Source organism: Acetobacter garciniae (genome assembly GCF_017377735.1).
Lineage (GTDB): Bacteria > Pseudomonadota > Alphaproteobacteria > Acetobacterales > Acetobacteraceae > Acetobacter > Acetobacter garciniae.
Genome location: NZ_JAFVMH010000012.1, coordinates 19,855 through 38,754, shown reverse-complemented (window position 1 = coordinate 38,754; position 18,900 = coordinate 19,855). Strand labels below are relative to the sequence as shown.

General features: G+C 63.4%; 15 protein-coding genes. 11 read left to right on the top strand and 4 right to left on the bottom strand.

Going from position 1 to position 18,900, the window contains the following annotated elements; translation table 11 throughout:
* The first annotated feature begins 23 nt into the window (after positions 1–23).
* From prpC to acs, 3 genes are read left to right on the top strand one after another with little or no spacing between them, the layout of a single operon-like run.
* Positions 24–1,190, top strand: coding sequence for a bifunctional 2-methylcitrate synthase/citrate synthase (gene prpC, locus J2D77_RS15515; RefSeq protein ID WP_207847324.1), 1,167 nt, complete (start codon positions 24–26; stop codon positions 1,188–1,190).
* The gene (gene prpB, locus J2D77_RS15510) at positions 1,187–2,119 is read left to right on the top strand and encodes a methylisocitrate lyase (RefSeq protein WP_207847323.1); all 933 of its coding nucleotides are present in this window, start codon (positions 1,187–1,189) and stop codon (positions 2,117–2,119) included. Before prpC ends, prpB begins: the two co-directional genes overlap by 4 nt.
* Positions 2,120–2,168: 49 nt before the next feature.
* Positions 2,169–4,151 carry an acetate--CoA ligase gene (gene acs / locus J2D77_RS15505; protein WP_207847322.1) on the top strand — a complete coding sequence of 661 codons (1,983 nt, stop codon included), beginning with the start codon at positions 2,169–2,171 and terminating at the stop codon, positions 4,149–4,151.
* 250 nt (positions 4,152–4,401) lie between these two features.
* Here acs and J2D77_RS15500 read toward each other — a convergent pair whose 3' ends face one another.
* Positions 4,402–5,607 carry an acyltransferase family protein gene (locus J2D77_RS15500; protein WP_207847321.1) on the bottom strand — a complete coding sequence of 402 codons (1,206 nt, stop codon included), beginning with the start codon at positions 5,605–5,607 and terminating at the stop codon, positions 4,402–4,404.
* A gap of 641 nt (positions 5,608–6,248) precedes the next feature.
* Between J2D77_RS15500 and J2D77_RS15495 the strand changes: the two genes are divergently transcribed.
* The 5 genes from J2D77_RS15495 to J2D77_RS15475 all read left to right on the top strand — a co-directional run bounded on the left by J2D77_RS15495 (position 6,249) and on the right by J2D77_RS15475 (position 11,985).
* On the top strand, positions 6,249–7,487 hold the full coding sequence (locus J2D77_RS15495) for an MFS transporter (protein WP_331000129.1): 1,239 nt from the start codon (positions 6,249–6,251) through the stop codon (positions 7,485–7,487).
* A gap of 79 nt (positions 7,488–7,566) precedes the next feature.
* Positions 7,567–8,142, top strand: coding sequence for a DUF1643 domain-containing protein (locus tag J2D77_RS15490; RefSeq protein ID WP_207847320.1), 576 nt, complete (start codon positions 7,567–7,569; stop codon positions 8,140–8,142).
* Between the two features lie 197 nt (positions 8,143–8,339).
* Positions 8,340–9,560: an aminopeptidase gene (locus tag J2D77_RS15485; RefSeq protein ID WP_207847384.1), complete on the top strand. Its 1,221-nt coding sequence runs from the start codon at positions 8,340–8,342 to the stop codon at positions 9,558–9,560.
* 30 nt (positions 9,561–9,590) lie between these two features.
* On the top strand, positions 9,591–10,133 hold the full coding sequence (locus J2D77_RS15480; protein ID WP_230975871.1) for a hypothetical protein: 543 nt from the start codon (positions 9,591–9,593) through the stop codon (positions 10,131–10,133).
* 298 nt (positions 10,134–10,431) lie between these two features.
* Positions 10,432–11,985: a hypothetical protein gene (locus J2D77_RS15475; RefSeq protein WP_207847319.1), complete on the top strand. Its 1,554-nt coding sequence runs from the start codon at positions 10,432–10,434 to the stop codon at positions 11,983–11,985.
* A gap of 32 nt (positions 11,986–12,017) precedes the next feature.
* On the opposite strand, the gene J2D77_RS15470 is transcribed toward J2D77_RS15475, so the two are convergent.
* From J2D77_RS15470 to aspS, 3 genes are all read right to left on the bottom strand, one after another.
* Entirely contained in the window at positions 12,018–13,151 is a 1,134-nt protein-coding gene (locus tag J2D77_RS15470) for an L-dopachrome tautomerase-related protein (protein WP_207847317.1), read from the bottom strand.
* A gap of 220 nt (positions 13,152–13,371) precedes the next feature.
* Positions 13,372–14,220: an EipB family protein gene (locus tag J2D77_RS15465; RefSeq protein ID WP_230975870.1), complete on the bottom strand. Its 849-nt coding sequence runs from the start codon at positions 14,218–14,220 to the stop codon at positions 13,372–13,374.
* 129 nt (positions 14,221–14,349) lie between these two features.
* Positions 14,350–16,146: an aspartate--tRNA ligase gene (gene aspS / locus J2D77_RS15460; RefSeq protein WP_207847313.1), complete on the bottom strand. Its 1,797-nt coding sequence runs from the start codon at positions 16,144–16,146 to the stop codon at positions 14,350–14,352.
* Positions 16,147–16,369: 223 nt separating this feature from the next.
* Between aspS and J2D77_RS15455 the strand changes: the two genes are divergently transcribed.
* The 3 genes from J2D77_RS15455 to ychF all read left to right on the top strand — a co-directional run bounded on the left by J2D77_RS15455 (position 16,370) and on the right by ychF (position 18,740).
* Complete coding sequence (locus tag J2D77_RS15455) at positions 16,370–16,972, top strand: 50S ribosomal protein L25/general stress protein Ctc (protein WP_207847312.1); 603 nt, start codon at positions 16,370–16,372, stop codon at positions 16,970–16,972.
* Positions 16,973–17,064: 92 nt separating this feature from the next.
* Positions 17,065–17,646 (top strand): aminoacyl-tRNA hydrolase, encoded by a 582-nt coding sequence (gene pth, locus J2D77_RS15450; protein WP_207847311.1) that lies wholly within the window; start codon positions 17,065–17,067, stop codon positions 17,644–17,646.
* Positions 17,646–18,740, top strand: coding sequence for a redox-regulated ATPase YchF (ychF, locus tag J2D77_RS15445; protein ID WP_207847310.1), 1,095 nt, complete (start codon positions 17,646–17,648; stop codon positions 18,738–18,740). The genes pth and ychF overlap by 1 nt, the downstream gene beginning before the upstream one ends.
* Positions 18,741–18,900 lie beyond the last annotated feature (160 nt).

Sequence of the window (18,900 nt, the reverse complement as noted above, 5' to 3'; positions counted from 1 at the left end):
GTGACCGGCCAAGGAGAAGAACAATGACAACCGAACTGTACAGAAAACCAAAAAAATCTGTCGCACTTTCAGGAACGGTTGCAGGCAATACGGCGCTGAGCACGGTCGGGCATAGCGGGGATGACCTGCATTACCGGGGCTACGATATCAGGGATCTGGCGCGCTCCTGCACGTTTGAGGAGGTCGCGCACCTGCTCATTCACGGCTACCTGCCCAACAGTGCGGAACTGGAAGGCTACAAGCGCCACCTGGCAAGCCTGCGCGATATCCCCGATATCGTGCGCGCAACACTTGAACGCCTGCCTTGCGCCACCCACCCGATGGACGTGCTGCGCACTGCCGTATCCGTCCTGGGCTGCGCCCTGCCCGAACGCAGCGACTGCCCGAGCGCGGGCGCGTGCGAAATTGCGGACAGGCTGGTGGCTTCCGCCGGGTCCATGCTGCTGTATTGGTACCATTACGCCACCCATGGCCGGCGGATCGACACCCATACGGATGATGACAGCACGGGCGGGCATTTCCTGCGCCTGCTGCACGGCACCACACCGCCCGAGGACTGGGTGCAGGCCATGCACACCTCGCTCATCCTGTATGCCGAGCATGAATTCAATGCCTCCACCTTTACCTCGCGCGTGGTGGCGGGCACGGGTTCGGACATGTATTCCGCCGTCACTGCGGCCATTGGCGCGTTGCGCGGGCCCAAGCATGGCGGGGCGAACGAGGTCGCACTCGATATCCAGCAGCGCTACCGCACGCCCGATGAGGCCGAAGCCGATATCCGCCGCCGCCTTGCGGAAAAGGAAGTCATCATCGGGTTCGGGCACCCGGTCTATACCATAGCCGATCCGCGCAGCGACATTATCAAGGATGTGGCGCGCAATCTGTCGCGCCGCAACGGGGCCATGCGCCTGTATAACGTCGCGGAACGGATCGAGCAGATCATGGCCGAGCAGAAGAAGATGTTTCCGAACCTGGATTGGTTCAGTGCTGTCTCCTACAGCGCCATGAGCATTCCTACGGCCATGTTCACGCCTGTCTTTGTCATCGCACGCGTCACGGGCTGGTGCGCGCATGTCATGGAACAGCGCAAGGACGGAAAGATCATCCGCCCTTCGGCCAATTACACCGGGCCGGACGCCCGGCCCTTTGTTTCCCTGCGCGAGCGGGACGGACTGGAGAACGCAGCATGACATATCTGGTAGGGCGGGACCTGCCCGCGACATCCGCTGGCAAACGGTTTCGGGACATGATGGCGCGCCGCGGCATCCTGCGCATGCCCGGCGCACATAACGGGCAGGCGGCCCTTCAGGCCAAGGATAACGGGTTCGAAGCCCTGTACCTGTCCGGTGCTGCCATGACGGCAAGCATGGGCCTGCCGGATCTGGGCATTATCACGGTCGATGAAGTGTGTTTCTTCATTCGCCAGATCGTGCGCGCGTCCGGCCTGCCACTTCTGGTCGATGGCGATACCGGCTACGGCGAGACCCTGAACGTCATGAACATGGTGCGCGCGTTCGAAGATGCGGGTGCCGCTGCCGTGCATATCGAAGATCAGGTCCTGCCCAAGAAATGCGGCCACCTGAACGACAAGAAACTGGTCTCGCCGCAGGACATGGCCCAGAAGGTGGCCGCCGCCGCCAAGGCCCGGCGCGATATGATCATTATCGCCCGGACCGACGCAGCCGGGTCCGAAGGGCTGGACGGGGCGGTGGCCCGCGCGCGCCTGTATTACGAGGCCGGGGCGGACGCCATTTTCCCCGAAGCCCTGATTTCTGAAGAAATGTTCAGGGAATTCGTGCGCAGGCTGCCTGACGTGCCCCTGCTTGCGAACATGACGGAATTCGGCCGCACGCCATACCTGACCGCCCGCGAGTTCGAGGAACTGGGATACGCCATGGTCATCTGGCCGGTCAGTTCGCTGCGCGTGGCCAACAAGGCGCAGGACGAGCTTTACAAGACCATAGCGCGCACCGGCGGCACGCGTGAGATGCTGGAGCAGATGCAGACGCGCGAGGAACTGTACCGCACCTTGCGCTATTATGACTACGAAGCGCTCGATGCGGGAATTGTTGCGACAGTGCTGCCCCATATCGGCCACACCGATCGCGACGCCGCTTAGTTTTACCTTTCTGTCCCCCATAACAATAAAAAAACAGGGAAACGGAAATATGTCAGACCATACAGTCATCCAGCCCGGCCACTACAAGGGCTACCCCACCACCATGACCCGTGCGAGCCTTGACGCCATGACCAGGCAGGCCCGCAAGGACCAGGACGGTTTCTGGCTGGAGCAGGCCGAACGCGTGCATTGGCACAAAAAGCCCACGCGCGGGTTCGAAGGCAGTTTTGAAGGGGATGTGTCCATCAAATGGTTCGAGGACGGGCTTTTGAACGTGTCCGTCTGCTGCCTGGATCGCTACCTGACCGACAAGGCGGACCAGGTCGCCCTGATCGCGCACCGCGAAGGGCATGGCCCGGCCGAAAAGCTGACCTACGCCATGCTGCATGAACGCGTGTGCCGCCTGGCCAATGCGCTGACCCATCTGGGCGTGGAAAAAGGCCAGCGCGTGGCCATCAACCTGCCCATGGTGTCCGAAGCGGTGGTGGCCATGCTGGCCTGTGCGCGGATCGGGGCGGTGCATGTGGTGCTGTTCGGTGGCTTTTCAGCCGACGGCATTGCTGAACGCCTGGTCGATAGCGGGTCTGTTGCGGTCATTACCGCCAGCGTTGCCTATCGGGGTGCGAAAATCATTCCGTTCAAGGAAATGATGGATACCGCCCTTTACAAGGCGGGGGCCGATAGTGCGGTGCATTCCGTGCTGGTGGTGCGCACGTCCGACGATGCGGTGCCGATGCTGCCGGGGCGGGACCACGACTATCATGATTTTGTCGACAGTTTCGAAGTGGATTTCGTGCCCGTCATCATGAAGGCTGAAGACCCGCTGTTCATGCTGTACACATCGGGCAGCACCGGCAAGCCCAAGGCGATCGTGCATGCCTGCGGCGGCTATATCGTGTGGGCGTCCTACACGATGGACATGGTCTACGCCCAGCGCCCGGGTGACGTGCTGTGGTGCACGGCCGATGTCGCCTGGATCACGGGGCATAGTTCCGTGGTGTATGGCCCGCTCGCCAATGGCGGCACGACCATGATCTCCGACAGCCTGCCCGCTTATCCGCATCCGGGGCGGTGGTGGGACCTGGTGGACGAATACAAGGTGACCATGCTGTTTTCCTCCCCCACGGCGGTACGCGCCATGATGGCGGATGGGGATGACGTGGTGAACCGCCATGACCTCAGCTCCCTGCGGCTTCTGGGCATTGCGGGTGAACCCATCAGCCCCGATGCCTGGCTGTGGTACCATGACGTCGTGGGCAAGAAGCGCTGCCCGGTGGCCGATACATGGTGGCAGACGGAAACGGGCGGCATCGTCCTGGGGCCCATTCCCGGTGTGCAGTCGCTCAAGCCCGGTTCGGCCAGCAGGCCGCTGCCCGGGATCGAGATGGCGATAACCGACACGCGCGGGCGCGTTGTGCAGGGCGTGGCCGAGGGCAGCCTGTGCATTGCCCGGTCCTGGCCGGGACAGGCCCGCACGATCTGGGGCGATCATGCGCGGTTCTGCCAGACCTATTTCACCAAGGTGCCGGGGCTCTATTTCACGGGCGACGGGGCCCGGCGCGATGCGGATGGCTATTACTGGATTACCGGTCGCATGGACGATGTCATCAACATCGCCGGGCACAGGCTGGGCACGGCGGAGGTCGAGGACGTGCTGGGCGAAGACCACCGTATTCTGGAAAGTGCGGCGGTTGGCGTGCCCCATCCGGTCAAGGGGGAAGGGCTGGTCGTCTTCATCATGCCGCGCAAGGATAGCGCGACGGAACTGACCGAAGAGGGCGTTGCACGGCTGATCACCCAGCGCCTGGGCCGCTATGCCGCCCCGGAGGCTGTCTATCTGGTGCCCGACCTGCCGCGCACCCGCTCTGGCAAGATCGTCCGCCGCCTGCTGCGCAAGATCGCATCGGGGGAGACGGAAAACCTGGGCGACCTCTCGGCCCTGACCGATCCATCGGTCGTGGGTGCGGTGTGCAACCGGGTCTGGGGGGCAATGGCATTTGCCGGGGGCGAACCCGCCCGTGCCCGTGCCTGATAGCGTCAAAATCCGATTTTGACAGGCTGGTTACTGACGTTTTTGCATCTCCAGGTCGCGGCTCTCGCGGCCTGGAGATTTTTGTTGTGTGGCACAGGCCTGGCGGTATTCCCGGCAAGAGGCTGTTCCAAAACAACGCATTGATAAAAACTGATAAAAGTTTTTGGTGAAGATTTTTTCAAAAAGCTTCAGAGAACATCACCTTTTTAAAAAGGAGACACCCGAAAACTTCTCTATATTAGTGAGGGTTTCATTCTGCGGGTGGGGTGGCCGGGCTGCTCTGGTGGGGAAGCCAGCGAGCAGGCCAGATCCATTTGCGCAGGCGGTGCAGCGCACCCAGAGACGGTTCATCGACAACGCGCGTGAAAATATAGCCCATTGTCAGAATCACGGGAACATAGACAAGGAACAGGACCACCAGCCGGGCGGACCAGGGCAGGAAGGTGGAAACAGCCATGCCCGCGAACAGCGTATACAATAGCGGCACATGCGTCAGGTACAGGCCGAAGGAGATCCTGCCCAGGAATTGCGCGGGCCGCGCCATGAGAAGTTTGCGGACAAAATGCAGATGGCGCGCGGCATAGACAAGGGCGATCGCCCCCAGCGTCACCCACACGGACATGGTATCGTCCCCCGCGACCAGGGTGGGCACATGGTTCAAAATCGACAGTGCCGGGTGGTGTTCAAGGAAAGGCGTCGTAAACATGCCCAGAAGCAGGGAAAACAAAAATAGACAGGCATGGACGTATTGCGAATGGTTGCCGCGCATCCGGGTTTCGTAAATCAGTGCGCCGGCGAAAAATGCCGTGTAGGAAAAGCGCTGTACGCACAGTGTGGCGATCAGGCCCAGGACGAGACAATACAGCCGGTATCTGAAAGCGGGGCGGGAATACAGCGCATAGATCATGCACGAACCCAGGAATTCCTTTTTCATGGTCCACAGGACATTGTTGAAAGCGGAATCGCCCGTATGAAACACATCGACCAGACCGTCTCTGACCGCTGTCATGAAGGGGGGAAGGTCCAGGCCATAGCTGGCGGCAAGCCACGGGCTGCCAATGATCGCGCGGGCCGATTCAAGTTCTGATGCAAAAAGTTTCAGTAAAATCCAGGCATAGATGGTACTGGCGCAGGCCGGAAGTGCCAGCCGGAAATAGCGTATCCCGCAGTTCAGCAGCATGGGGTATGCAAGCTTGGAAGATGTCAGCGCGATGACGAAGCCCGAGAGCACAAAAAATATCGCAACCGGGAAGGAACCATTGAACAACAGCGCAAACGGCGTATCCGCGATCCAGGACGGGTTGGCGGCATAAATAGGCAGCCAGGCGGGCAGAAAGGCGCAGACAAAATGCGAAAAGGTCACGACCAGTGCCGCAACCCCGCGCAACCCGTCCAGAACGGTATCCCGTTTTGGCGTGGGCATACTGGCCGGGGAAGGAGCGGGCGGGTCCTGCATTATGGGATCATAGACGATATGGGCGGCAAATATCACGAAAAAAGCGCAGCCCCCGGACCCGTATCAGGCATAAAAAATCGGGGCTGACAGCGCTTGTGCGGGGGCTTATCCGTGGCGTGGGCTGGCGGGGAATAAAGGGCGGCGGGCAGGGGAAGGCGGGGTGGGTGCGGGGTAGATCTGCCACGGTCCCGCAGCATGCAGCGGGCTGGTAAGCCGCACGACGGAAACAGCAGGGCGCACAGGCCTTGCCGGGACTGCCCCCTGACTGGCGGAGGGCAGGGCGGGCCCGGATGAGGGTAAAACCACCAGGGCTGCAAGGGCGGATAATGCGGGCAAACCGCGAACCATGAGGCACGCCTTTAAAACAGATCGGAAAATAGATCGGGAACGGTATGATGGGACGGGTCGAAAAATCTCTAAATTATTTATTATAGTGTTGTTCTATTACGGAAATTCCGCTCTCATGCGGTCATGCCATGCAAATACTGTATAAATATTAATAATCCCTTTGTGCGCGGTGGGGCATTGGGTCGGGAATGGCGTATTCGTGAATGACACGGCATGGCGAAGGGTATTGTACCGTGCCACAAAGGGCGACCCTGGCCGATTGACGCCAGCGTGCAGGACAAGGAGTGAAGCGAGTGGCTGCTGTGGCTCCTCAATCGGTTGATCGCGCAACAGCCCGCCATGTGGTGGCGGCGTCGTTCTTAAGCTGGATGCTGGACGCCTGTGATTTTTTCATTGTGCTGTTCACCCTCGATAATGTGGCCCATAGTTTTGGCGTCTCGCTTGAGGCGGTCCTGCTGGCCCCTACGCTCACGCTCATCACCCGGCCTGTCGGCGCGTTCCTGTGCGGCAGGGCGGCGGACAAATACGGGCGCAAGCCGGTTCTGATGGCGACGATCGGCATCTATTCCCTGATCGAGGTCCTTTCGGCCCTGTCGCCCACCCTGGGCATTTTCCTGGGCCTGCGTGCGGTCTTCGGCATCGCCCTGGGCGGGGTGTGGGGGGTTGGCACGTCGCTGATCATGGAAAGCGTGCCCCCTACATGGCGGGGAACGGCCTCGGGCATTTTGCAGGCGGGGTACCCTGCGGGGTATCTGCTGGCTTCGCTCATGTTCCTGCTGCTGCCGGTCATGGGCTGGCGCGGGCTGTTTATTCTGGGCGGGTGTTCCGTGGTGTCGGCGCTGTATATCGCGCTGCGGGTGCCCGAAAGCCCCGACTGGCTGGCCCGCCACGCCCAGGGTGCGACCGGCATGCGGGCAGGCGCACAACAGCCGGGCATGCTGGCGGTCGTGCGCAACAATACGGCCCTGTGCATTTTTGCGGTGGCCCTCATGACCGGCTTCAATTTCATGAGCCACGGCTCGCAGGACCTGTATCCCAAGGTCTTTCTGGCGCTTGAGCGGCACATATCGCCCCCGTCCATCACCACCATGGTGGTGATCTACAACATCGCGGCCATGGCGGGCGGGCTGGTTTTCGGCATGCTGTCGCAAAAGATCGGGCGGCAATACGCCATTGCCGTGGCCGCCCTGGCCACGCTGCCGCTGCTGCCCTTGTGGACCCTGCCGTCGTCTCCTGTTCTGCTGGGGGTGGGGGCTGCGTGCATCCAGTTCTGCATCCAGGGTGCGTGGGGTGTGGTGCCCGCTTATTTGAGCGAACTTTCGCCCGCATCCGTCCGCGCGACTTTTCCGGGCCTTGCCTATCAGTGCGGCAACCTGCTGGCGGCCAGCAACGCCCTGCTGCAAACACAGATCGCGGGCTGGCTGGGTGTAGGCCTTGCCCCCGCCCTGATGCTGACCGTGGGCGGGGGTGCCCTGGGGGTGCTGGTCCTGACCCTGCTGAATGCCCGCCTGAACTGGCGCGTGACGGCATAAAACCGTCACGTCGCCCTTTGTGCGCAGGCCCGGCCTGGCCTAAACAGCAGACAGGTCGGGTTATTCGCGCAGGAGCATCATGAAGGATTTGTTCGCAGGTCAGCAGCACCATGTGGGATCGTCCCGCCCGCTGAAACTGTCTGATGACGTTGTCAGCCAGGCGACCTATGACGGGCCGGGCGAGTGCTATCGTTATACGCTCAAGCGGGTATGGGACCCCACAAAGCCGCTGGTGATGTGGCTGATGATGAACCCTTCCGTCGCCACCGAACTGGGGGATGACCGCACCGTCGCCAAATGCCAGCGCTATGCACGGACGTGGGGATATGGCGGCATGTTCGTGGGCAATACCTTTGCCTATCGCTGTACGGACCAGCTACGCCTGCTGGAAGTCGCCGACCCCGTGGGCCCGGGGAACGATGCCGCCCTGCTGGCCATGGCGCGCGAGGCCGACAAGGTGATCGTGGCGTACGGTTCCCCCCATCACAAGCAGTTGCGCGCGCGTGGGCCGGAGGTCGTGCGCATGCTCCAGGCCCATGGCATTGCCCTTTATGCCCTGCGGGTCGGCAAGTCGGGGCGGCCGTGCCATCCGCTCTACCTGCCCGCCGATCTCACGCCGCAGCTCCTGCCCTGTCCGGCCCCGGCCGAAACGTGACGGGTAATGCGTGACGGAACCCGCGCGCGGCGGCGCATGTTGACTGATGGGGCACTTCGGTATCCGATAGGACGGAACGGGACATAGTGTCGGCACCCGCAGGACGGGTGCTGCAACGCGGGAGGAAAGACGACATCGTGACAGGAGAGAATACGCACAATCCGGGCGGCTACCTGGCATCGGCCGAATTTGCGTCCATGCTGGACCGCCTGGCCGAAGTCGGCGTGCGGACCGGCCTGAACGTGGCCCCCGGCCAGCAGGTGATCCTGACGGCACCGCTGGATGCCGTGCCCCTGGTGCGCAAGATCACGCAGCATGCCTACCGCGCCGGTGCGTCGCTGGTGACGACCTTCTATGCCGATGATGAAACCACCCTGGCCCGATACCAGTACGGGCATGAAAACACGTTCGACACTGCCGCGGGCTGGCTGGCCAAGGGCATGGCAGAAGGCTTTCGCAGCGGGGCCGCGCGCATGGCCATTACGGGGGGCAACCCCACGCTGTTGGCCGGGCAGAACCCCGACCATGTCTCGCGCGCCAGCCGTGCGGCCTCCGCCGTCAACCGCCCGGCGATGGAGATCATCACCAATTTCGACGTGAACTGGTGCATCGTGGCCGCGGCCACGCCCGCCTGGGCGGCCCAGGTCTTCCCCGACCTGCCGCGGGATGAGGCAGTGGAAAAACTCTGGCAGGCCATTTTCTCGGTCTCCCGCCTGACCGGGGCCGACCCGGTGGCGGACTGGGCCGCCCATAACGCCGTCCTGCACCGCAGGGCCGCGTTCCTCAATACCGCGCGTTACGCGGCACTGCATTTTTCAGGCCCCGGCACGGATATGACCGTGGGCCTGGCCGACGGGCATGAATGGGCGGGTGGTGCCGAACAGGCTGGCAACGGCGTTCTGTGCAACCCCAACATGCCCACGGAGGAGGTGTTCACCACACCGCACCGCCTTAAGGTCGAAGGCGTTGTGGCCAGCACCAAGCCGCTTTCCTACCAGGGCACGCTGATCGATGGCATTCGCGTACGTTTCGAAGCCGGGCGGATCGTGGATGTCCATGCCGATCGCGGGCAGGATGTGCTGGCCCGCGTGCTGGACACGGATGAAGGCGCGCGCCGGTTGGGAGAGGTCGCACTTGTGCCGCATTCCTCCCCTATTTCACGCAGCGGTATCCTGTTCCAGAACACCCTGTTCGATGAAAATGCCGCGAGCCATATTGCCCTGGGGCAGGCCTATACCAAATGCATGCGCGATACGCAGGGCCAGGACGAAGCAGCCCTTGCCGCGCGTGGTGCCAATAGCAGCATGATCCATATAGACTGGATGATCGGCTCTGGCGCGGTGGATGTCGACGCGATTGACGCGGCAGGGACCAGAACGCCCCTGATGCGCCAGGGCGAATGGGCGAATGACGTATAAATGGGATACAGCATGATGAGGTCGAGCAAGATGTCTTTTTTCCGTAATGGCGCTTTGGGCGTTTTGGGTGCTGTCTCCCTTCTGGCCGTGGCTTCGGCCCAGACCGTGGCCCCGGCCGGGGCGAACGGGCAGCCCCCCGCCCTGACGCCCGAACAGCAGGCCACCATGCAGCGTGATGCGAACACCGCGCTGCATTACAAGCTTGCCCCCGACGTGCTGCCGCGCCTGACATCGGCGCTGAAGGCGATCCAGGCGGCGGGTATCCAGCCCCCTTCGCAGTTCGGCATGTCGCTTGACCAGCAGATCGGCCTGGTCGAACAGGTCAAGGGGCTGGACGGTATTCTCAAAGCCAATGGCTTTACCGCGCGTGAATTTGTCATGAGCCTGACCTGCGTGGGCCTGACCGCCAGCCTGATGAACGTGCCCCCCAACCAGGCGGGCAGTTCCACCCTGGTGCCCGATGCCGGCAACGCCACCCTGCTCAAGAACAACGATGCACAGTTGCAGGCGCTGGCCGATGTGCTGCGTGGTGGCCAGCCGGGTGGTCGGCCGGGTGGCGGCCAGCCGCAATAACGCTGCAAAAGCGGCCAGGGACGTTCGGCACGCTGAATGCCCTGGCCGCCAGCGCGAATTGCTGACCCCCCGGATTACCTTGGGGGAAAAACATCCCCGTATGCTGCCATCGCACGGCGGGTGGAAAGTCCCGGACCCGAACCCTGTAAAAACCCCGGGGCCTAACGCCGAAGGGCCGTGCCGGCGGCTGTGTGGGCGGTGCAGTTTGTTAATGACTTTGTAACGGTTTTCGGTGTTCCCTGGTCGGGGCGTTTCTGCGCTGGCAGGGACTGTTTTGAACAGACCGGAGAACCGGACCATGACAACATCGCAGCCGGTAGGTTCTGCATGGTCCGACGGCCCGGCCCGGCTGGCCGAAGCCCTGTACAAGCTTGCGGATGACGATCAGGCGGCCCAGGCCGACACTTCCGGGGCCGCACTTTCTCCCGCTGACCGGATCGAACTTTCACCCCAGGCGCTGGAGGCGCTCAGCCAGTCGGACGAAGCCGAAAACCCTTTGCTGGGCTCGGCGCTGGAGGCGTTGCAGGCCGGGTCCGGCGCGGCCTATGACCCGGCCATGGTGTCCGCCGGGAATACCAGCGGGAACGTTATCGGGAATACCAGTAACAGCACCACTGTTACGGATGTTCTCAAGGCGCTGGAACGCTGGATGCGCCCTGTCGTCAACCCCGACGCTGTCATGGGCGGGGGGGATATAGGTTGGACCCCCATGGCCCGGCCTGCCAACACGCCCGCGCCCGCCACGGCGGAGCAGTCCGGTGCGGATGCCAATACGGCTTCCGTCATGAAAGAGGGGGCAGGCCAAGTGGGTGAGCAGTCGGCGGCGAGCCTCCCCCCCGATCCGACCGAAACCACCCCCGCCTTCGATGTCAGTTCATCGGCCGATCTCCTGGCCGCGGGGGATGGTGCCATGCTGCTGCCTACCCCGGGCCAGCCGGTCTCGATAGAGCAGGCCCTGCGTGCGGCCGTGCAACTGGCGGAGGCGGAGGCATTCCAGGCCGCTCAATCGGGGGCAGAAACCCAGCCTTCCCCGCTTACGCAGCAGGCTGCCCGGTCTGCGTTGCTGTCGCGGGCAGAGGCGGGGCCTGCGCATATGTCGGCCATTCAGGCATGGGCCAGTGCCTATGACATGCCGGTGGATGATCTTGTTCCCGCAATGGCCCAGATCGAACAGGACGCCATGCAGGCCGCAACGGGGCCCGATCAGTCACAGAATGCCGGGGCCAACGTGTCGGAGCTGGGACCGGGAGCACTTTTGTCGCTTTCCCTGCAAATGCTGGAATCGGTGCTGGAAAACCCGGATGACGGGCTGTTCCAGGCTTTTCGTCTGGGTGGCCAGGCCCATGGAACACCCGCGCAAGGTGGCCTTGCCTCGCATGAGACGCGGCAGGCGGGCAGGGGGCAAAGTCCTGCCGAAACGCGCGCGGTGTTGAGCGCCCTGCTGGGTGCCCAGGCCGGAACAGGACGCGCGGCCTTCTCGGGGCACACACATCCGGCGTTGCGCGACGGGCTGGCCTTTCTGGACACGGATGAGGGGCTGGACACCCTGCCGGCCACCCATGCGGGGGCGAATACATCCCCCGCCAATACGGCCACGGCGGCAACCCTGACCGGGTTCGATCCCACGCATCTGCTGCCCGACACATCCCTGAACGCGGAAATGCTGGGTGGCTCCGCCCTTGTATCGGTCTTTGCCATGGGCTGGACCCTGCTGATTTCGGGCTATCAGCCCCGTGGCTACCTGCCGGTGCCCTGGGCCCGGCGCGGCCCTGGCGACAGACGCCGCCGCGACCGGCAGGACCAACCCGACGCACCCGTAAATGCCGCCAGCCCATCCGCACGGGCGCATTAGGGCACACGGTTTTTCCGAATGAACGCCCCTGCCTAGTTGCGTGGGGGTGTTTTAAGATGTGCGTTCACCGCGTAGATGCTGACGGGCAGTTTCACGCGCGATACGCCGTCACGCTGGAAGGTGGCCGTGCGGTTGAGCTGGATGGCGGGAATCCACAGCGCGCCCGTATCGGTAATCCACATCGCATCCGCCCAGACAAGGCGCGGATCGGCAATGAAGGTCGAGCCTTTTCCTTCGGGCGTGATCTTGACGATCCGCAGATGGTCCACGTCAGAGACATACAGGTTGCCGTCTCCGTCCATGGCGGTGCCGCCTGTTGTCGGCGTGTCGTAGAACGGGTGCACCCGGGCGTTGAGCTGCGCATCATTCAGGGATGTATTTTCCAGGTCGGCGGTGGCGACCTTGAACATCGGGCCGGAGCTTGGCTGGAAATACAGGGTCTTGCCATCGGGCGAGATTTCAAGCTGGTCGGCGTGAATGCGCACTTCCTTCCCGCCTGTCATCATTATCTGGCCTTCCGCCCGCATGGGCCGCTCATCGGTCGTGCAGGGCTTGTGGGACAGGACACGACGTTGCTGGCCGGTCTTCATATCCACCACGATCAGGGCGGGGTCACCCGCATCGGTCAGGATCAGCGTGTCGCCATGAAAACGCAGGTCGTCCACATAGCTGTAGGGCGTTATGCCCTGGCGCAGCACGATCAGGTGCACGGCCTTGCCGGTCGCCAGATCGAAGGCGATCAGCTTGGGGGGCGCGCCGTCGGGCGGATTGGGCTTGCCGCCAACATTAGCCTCGCCCGAATCCACCACCCACAGCAAGCCGTCCGGCCCCATGCGAATGGCGTTGACCCGCACGAAGCTGCGCAGCGCGTCATGCGAATGCGCCCAGTCGTTCCATGCCTGATCGGGGAAGGGGCGCAGGCTGTCATCGGCCAGGCGTTCGCCCACCGTGGGCCCTTGCCCGCCCCCGCCCCAATAGGGAAAGGACATGAAAATGCGCCCGTCCTTGCTGGCCGTGACGGCGTTCATGATCCGGTTGGAAGAATAGATCGTTTGCAGGGCCGGGGCGGGCTGTGCGTGCGCGGGAAGGGCCGCAAGGCCCAATGCCCCGGTGGACAGTGCCCCGGCGGCCAAGGCAAAAACGGACAGGATACGCGAAACAGGCATGTCATCCTCCTTCTGCGGCCAATAGCCAGGCTGGCGGTAAACGGACCGTAGCAGAATGCGCGGGTTACGGGGTGGCTGTCACCCTCGCAAGGGGCCGCCCTGGCCACTTGGCGAACACGTCCTGTAGTGCTGCATGGCTTCTTGCGCCTGTCTTGCGTGTTATCCGCTCATCGGTCCATGGCCTGAAGCCTCGAGCATGGACTTGTGGCTCAGGGCGCGTTCACGGCGTGGTACGGCGTGGGGCACCGGGTGTTTTTGCGCTGGGGCGGGCAGGGCAGGCGGGTTCGGACAGCGTGAGCGTTTTCAGCGTGCCCTTCATGCGGTAGTCGCCAAAATCCATATCCAGCCGGTCGGACACGCCATTGGCGAAATAGCGCATGCCGATCTCGTAAGTCGGGGTCATGGTCTGGGTCGCGCGTTCGAAAAAGGCGATATGGGCCCGTGTCGCCGCAAGACTGGCCAGTGCGGGCATCGCATCGCCCGGGGGTGGCACGGCCCAGCCCAGCAGGGTGGCGTAGGTATCTTCCGGCCCATCGGGCAATGTGCCGTCAAAAAGCGGGGTGGCCAGTTCCGTCTGTCCGCCCTGGGCTGCGGTAATCAGCGCGCGCATATGGGCAATGGGGAACAGGGTTCTGGCCGGCAGGCCAAGGCTCTTGGCCACGGGGCGGTCATAGGTCACACGCCCCGACCCGTCGGGGTTCAGGCTGGCCTGCCCGCTGACGGTCTGTGCCAGGACGCCGTCATGTGTTTCCTGGGTCACGAACATCAGATGGCGGCCATCGGCGCTTTCCTGGGCCGTGTATTCGGCCACCATACGCTCCGGCCCGTGGGCTTTTGTAACACTTTCAATATCCAGCCGCTGGCGTGTGGTCCAGCCCGTGCAGGTCTGCTGGATCACGTAGCTCATGCTGCCGGTGGCCGAGAGCGTCTGCCGCCCTGCGGATTCCACCAGCCCGAGATCATACACCGCATGTTGCGACACCAGATGCACGCCCGCGGGGGCCGTTTGACCTGACTTTGGGGGGGCAGAAAGGGGCAGGGACCGCGCGCGCGCTACAGGGTGGCGCATCAGGACGACAGGAAACGCACAAAGAAGGAGAAACGCCAGGGCAGAGCGGGAGATCATGCCCCTAGCAAAAAGCATCCGGCGCGGTCATGCAACCGGCCGGATGTGTCAGAGACGCTTAAATGCCCCGGATCAGTCTTTTTTGACCGCCGGTTTGGGCTTGGGCAGGTTGATGGCGAGCGAAAGCTCCTTCAGCCGTTCGGGCGGCACCGGGGCGGGGGCACCCATCATCAGGTCTTCGCCCTGCTGGTTGAGCGGGAACAGGATCACCTCGCGGATATTGGGCTCATCGGCCAGCAGCATCACCATGCGGTCAACACCGGGGGCGGACCCGCCATGCGGCGGCGCGCCATAGCGGAAGGCGTTGAGCATGCCGCCAAAGCGGGCTTCAACTTCCGATTCAGGGTAGCCCGCGATCTCGAACGCCCGGATCATCACTTCGGGCAGGTGGTTACGCACCGCACCCGATGACAGTTCGATCCCATTGCACACGATGTCGTACTGATAGGCCAGGATATCCAGCGGGTCCTTGGTGTTCAGTGCCTCCAGCCCGCCCTGGGGCATGGAGAACGGGTTGTGCGAGAAATCGACCAGCCCGGTTTCCTCGTTCAGTTCATACATCGGGAAATCGGTCACCCAGCAGAAGCGGAAGGCGTCGCGCTCGATCAGGTCCAGTTCTTCGGCAATGCGTGTGCGCACCAGGCCCGAGAACTTGGCGACCTCAAGCCCCTTGCCCGCGGCAAAGAACACGGCATCCCCCGCCTGCAGCCCCAGCTTGGCGCGAATGGCCTCCACCCGCTCGGCTTCGAGGTTCTTGGCGATCGGGCCCTGCCCACCCTCGGCCGAGAAGGTGATGTAGCCCAGGCCGCCGCCACCGTTCTCACGCGCCCAGCTATTGAGCTTGTCGAAGAAGGAGCGCGGCTTGTCCCCGGCCAGGGGTGCGGGAATGGCGCGGATTTCCCCGCCATCGGCGGCAATGCGGGCGAACAGGCCGAAGCCCGATCCCGCGAAGGCTTCCGTCACGTCGGTAATGCGCAGCGGGTTGCGCAGGTCGGGCTTGTCGGAGCCAAATTCCTTCATCGCGCGTGCGTAGGGAATACGCTCGAACGGTGTGGCGCTGACCGTGCGGCCCTTGCCGAATTCGGTGAACAGGCCGGACATGACATCTTCCAGCACCGCGAAAATCTCGTCCTGCGTGGCGAAGGCCATCTCGAAATCGAGCTGGTAGAATTCCCCCGGCGAACGATCGGCGCGGGAGGCTTCATCGCGGAAACACGGTGCAATCTGGAAATAGCGGTCGAACCCGGCCACCATGGCAAGCTGTTTGAACTGCTGGGGGGCCTGGGGCAGGGCGTAGAACTTGCCGGGGTGCATGCGCGCAGGCACCAGGAAGTCGCGCGCCCCTTCGGGGGAAGACGCAGTCAGGATCGGGGTCTGCAATTCGATGAAGTCCAGATCCGTCATGCGACGGCGCAGGCTGGCGATCACGGCGGAGCGCAGGCGGATATTGCGGTGCACCTTGTCGCGCCGCAGGTCGATATAACGGTAGCGCAGCCGCACTTCATCGGAATAATGCTCATGCCCCGCCACCTGCAACGGCAGCACGGCGGCGGCGGACTGCACCACGAATTCGCGTGCGCGCAGTTCGATATCCCCTGTCGCCAGTTCGGGGTTGCGGGTCATCTCGTCACGCAGGACAACCTCGCCCGTCACGGTAATGACGCTTTCGGCCCGGACATGCTCGGCCGTTTCCATGACGGGGGAGCCCGCGGGGATGACAATCTGGGTTATGCCGGTTTCGTCCCGCAGGTCGATGAACAGCAGCCCGCCATGGTCCCGCTTGCTGTGCACCCAGCCAGACAGGCGCGCGGTTGTGCCGGCATCGCTCGCGCGAAGGGCCGAACAGCTATGGGAACGGTAAGGGTGCATGGTTTCGTCCTGAACTCTGGCCCGGCTTGGGGCTGTTACCTGTTTTAAGACCTGTAGTGCCGGAGGAAGCAGGGGTGAGGCGGTTATGTCAAGGCTGCATGGCGCTATCGGCCCATGCCGGGGGGCGGCAAAACTTGCTTTGGCAGGGCTTTTCCTGTATGGCGCAGCCACCGCACGGGCACCCCTGGAGGCCCTGCGTGTTCAAGTTTTAGGAGAGTTTGACGTGTCCAAGATTACATCGATCGAAGCTGAAGTGCGCGCGAAGGCTGGTAAGGGGGCAGCGCGGGCAACTCGGCGTGCGGGCCTGGTGCCGGGCGTTGTCTACGGCGGCAAGCAGGAACCCACACTTATCGCGCTTGATCCGCGCATTGTCGTGAAAGGCCTGCAGACCTCGGGCTGGCGTTCGCGCGTGTATGAAATCAAGGTGGGCGGCAAGACCGAACGCGCCCTGGTGCGTGACGTGCAGCTTCACCCCGTGAAGGATTCGCCCGTCCATATCGACTTCCTGCGCCTGGCCGCGGGTGCACGCGTGCATGTGGAAGTGGCCGTGCATTTCGTGGGTGAAGAAAAGTCCCCCGGCATCAAGCGCGGCGGCGTGCTGAACGTCGTGCGGCACACGGTCGACGTGGACGTGGATGGCGAGCACATTCCCGAATACTTCACGGTTGACCTGAGCACGCTCGACATCAACGACAACGTGCGCTGGGATGACGTGCAGGGCACGGCGGGTGCGACCCCCATCTCCCACGAGCCGAACTTCGTGATCGCCAGCATTGCCGCCCCCAGCGGCGGTGTCGCTGAAGAAACGGAAGCAGCCGCTTCCTGATCCTGGCGCGATCACACGGGTAAGGAGCACGGGGGCGTGTGCCAAGGGCACATGCCCCCTGCTCTTTTGGGAATGTTAGGCGGATAGACGCGATGCTGCTCTGGGTCGGGCTGGGCAACCCCGAGTCCTCCATGCGCCGGAACCGGCATAATGTCGGGTTCATGGCGCTGGAGGCCATTGCCGCGCGATACGGGTTTTCGCCCTGGCGCAGCCGTTTCAGGGGCGAGGTTGCCGAAGGCCGCATAGGTGGCCAGAAGGTGCTCGCCCTGCTGCCGATGACCTATATGAACCGCTCGGGCGAGAGCGTGCAGGAGGCAGCCGCCTTCTACAAGATCGCGCCCGAGGCGATCACCCTCTTTCATGACGAACTCGACCTGGCTCCCGGCCGCCTGCGTGTCAAACGTGGCGGGGGGGCTGCGGGGCATAACGGCCTGCGTTCGGCCGACAGGATGCTGGGTACGCCCGAATACTGGCGCGTGCGCATAGGTATCGGCCACCCCGGCGCCAGGGATCGGGTGCATGGCTGGGTGCTGGGCAATTTCACACAAACAGACCAGCAGGAATGGCTGGACCCGCTGCTTGACCGCATGGCCGATGCCGCCCCGCTGCTGGCGCAGGGGCATGCGGACCAGTTCATGACACGGGTGGCACTGCCGGAAGGGAGCAAGGGCTGATGGGTTTCAATTGCGGTATCGTGGGCCTGCCCAATGTGGGCAAGTCCACCCTGTTCAACGCGCTGACGGCGACAGCCACCGCCCAGGCGGCCAATTATCCGTTCTGCACGATCGAGCCCAATGTGGGCCGCGTTGCGGTGCCCGATCCGCGGCTGGACAAGCTGGTGGAAATTGGCAAGTCGCAGCGCAAGGTGCCGACCAGCCTGGAATTTGTCGATATCGCGGGGCTGGTGCGCGGTGCTTCGCGCGGGGAAGGGCTGGGCAACCAGTTCCTGGCCAATATCCGCGAGGTGGACGCCATCATCCACGTGCTGCGCTGCTTCGAGGATGACGACATCACCCATGTCGAAGGCGGCGTGGATCCGGTGCGCGATGCGGAAATCATCGAGACCGAGCTGATGCTGGCCGATCTCGACTCGCTGGAAAAGCGGGTGCCGAACCTGGAAAAGCGCGCGCGCAACCGCGATGCGGAAGCCACGGCCCAGCTTGCGGTCATCGCACCGCTGATGGAGGCCCTGCGCGAAGGCCGCCCCGCGCGCACCGCCATCCCCAAGGGGGAGGAGGAAACGGTCCGCCGCCTGCAACTGATGACCAGCAAGCCGGTCCTGTATGTCTGCAATGTGGAGGAGGATTCGGCGGCCACGGGCAACGCGTTCTCTGCCCGGGTGCAGGCCCGCGCGGCGGCCGAGGGGGCCGCGGTGGTGATCGTGTCGGCCGCGATCGAGGCCGAGGTCAGCCAGCTTGAAGACGATGAACGGCGCGAATTCCTTGAAGGGCTGGGCCTGAGCGACAGCGGGCTGGACCGCGTGATTGCCGCGGGCTACGGCCTGCTGGGCCTGCGCACCTACTTTACGGTAGGCCCGAAGGAAGCCCGCGCCTGGACGATTACCGACGGCACCAAGGCCCCGCAGGCGGCGGCCGTCATTCACAATGACTTTGAGCGCGGCTTCATTGCCTGCGAAACCATCGCGTTCGACGATTATGTCCGCTATGAAGGGGAAGCCGGCGCAAAGGATGCCGGTCGCCTGCGGGTCGAGGGGCGGGATTACGTCGTGCAGGATGGTGATATCCTGCTGTTCCGCTTCAACGTCTGATCCCCTCGCCCTCCATCAGGGGTCGCATGGTTGCGCCAGCCCCGTTACCGAACACGGAGACAGGAAACACCGTCATGATTACGGAGGGAGGCAGTCCGCAGCCTGTGCTGGCCCAGGATACGTCCGCTTTGGCACAGGGCCGGGCGCAAGCCGGCTCCAT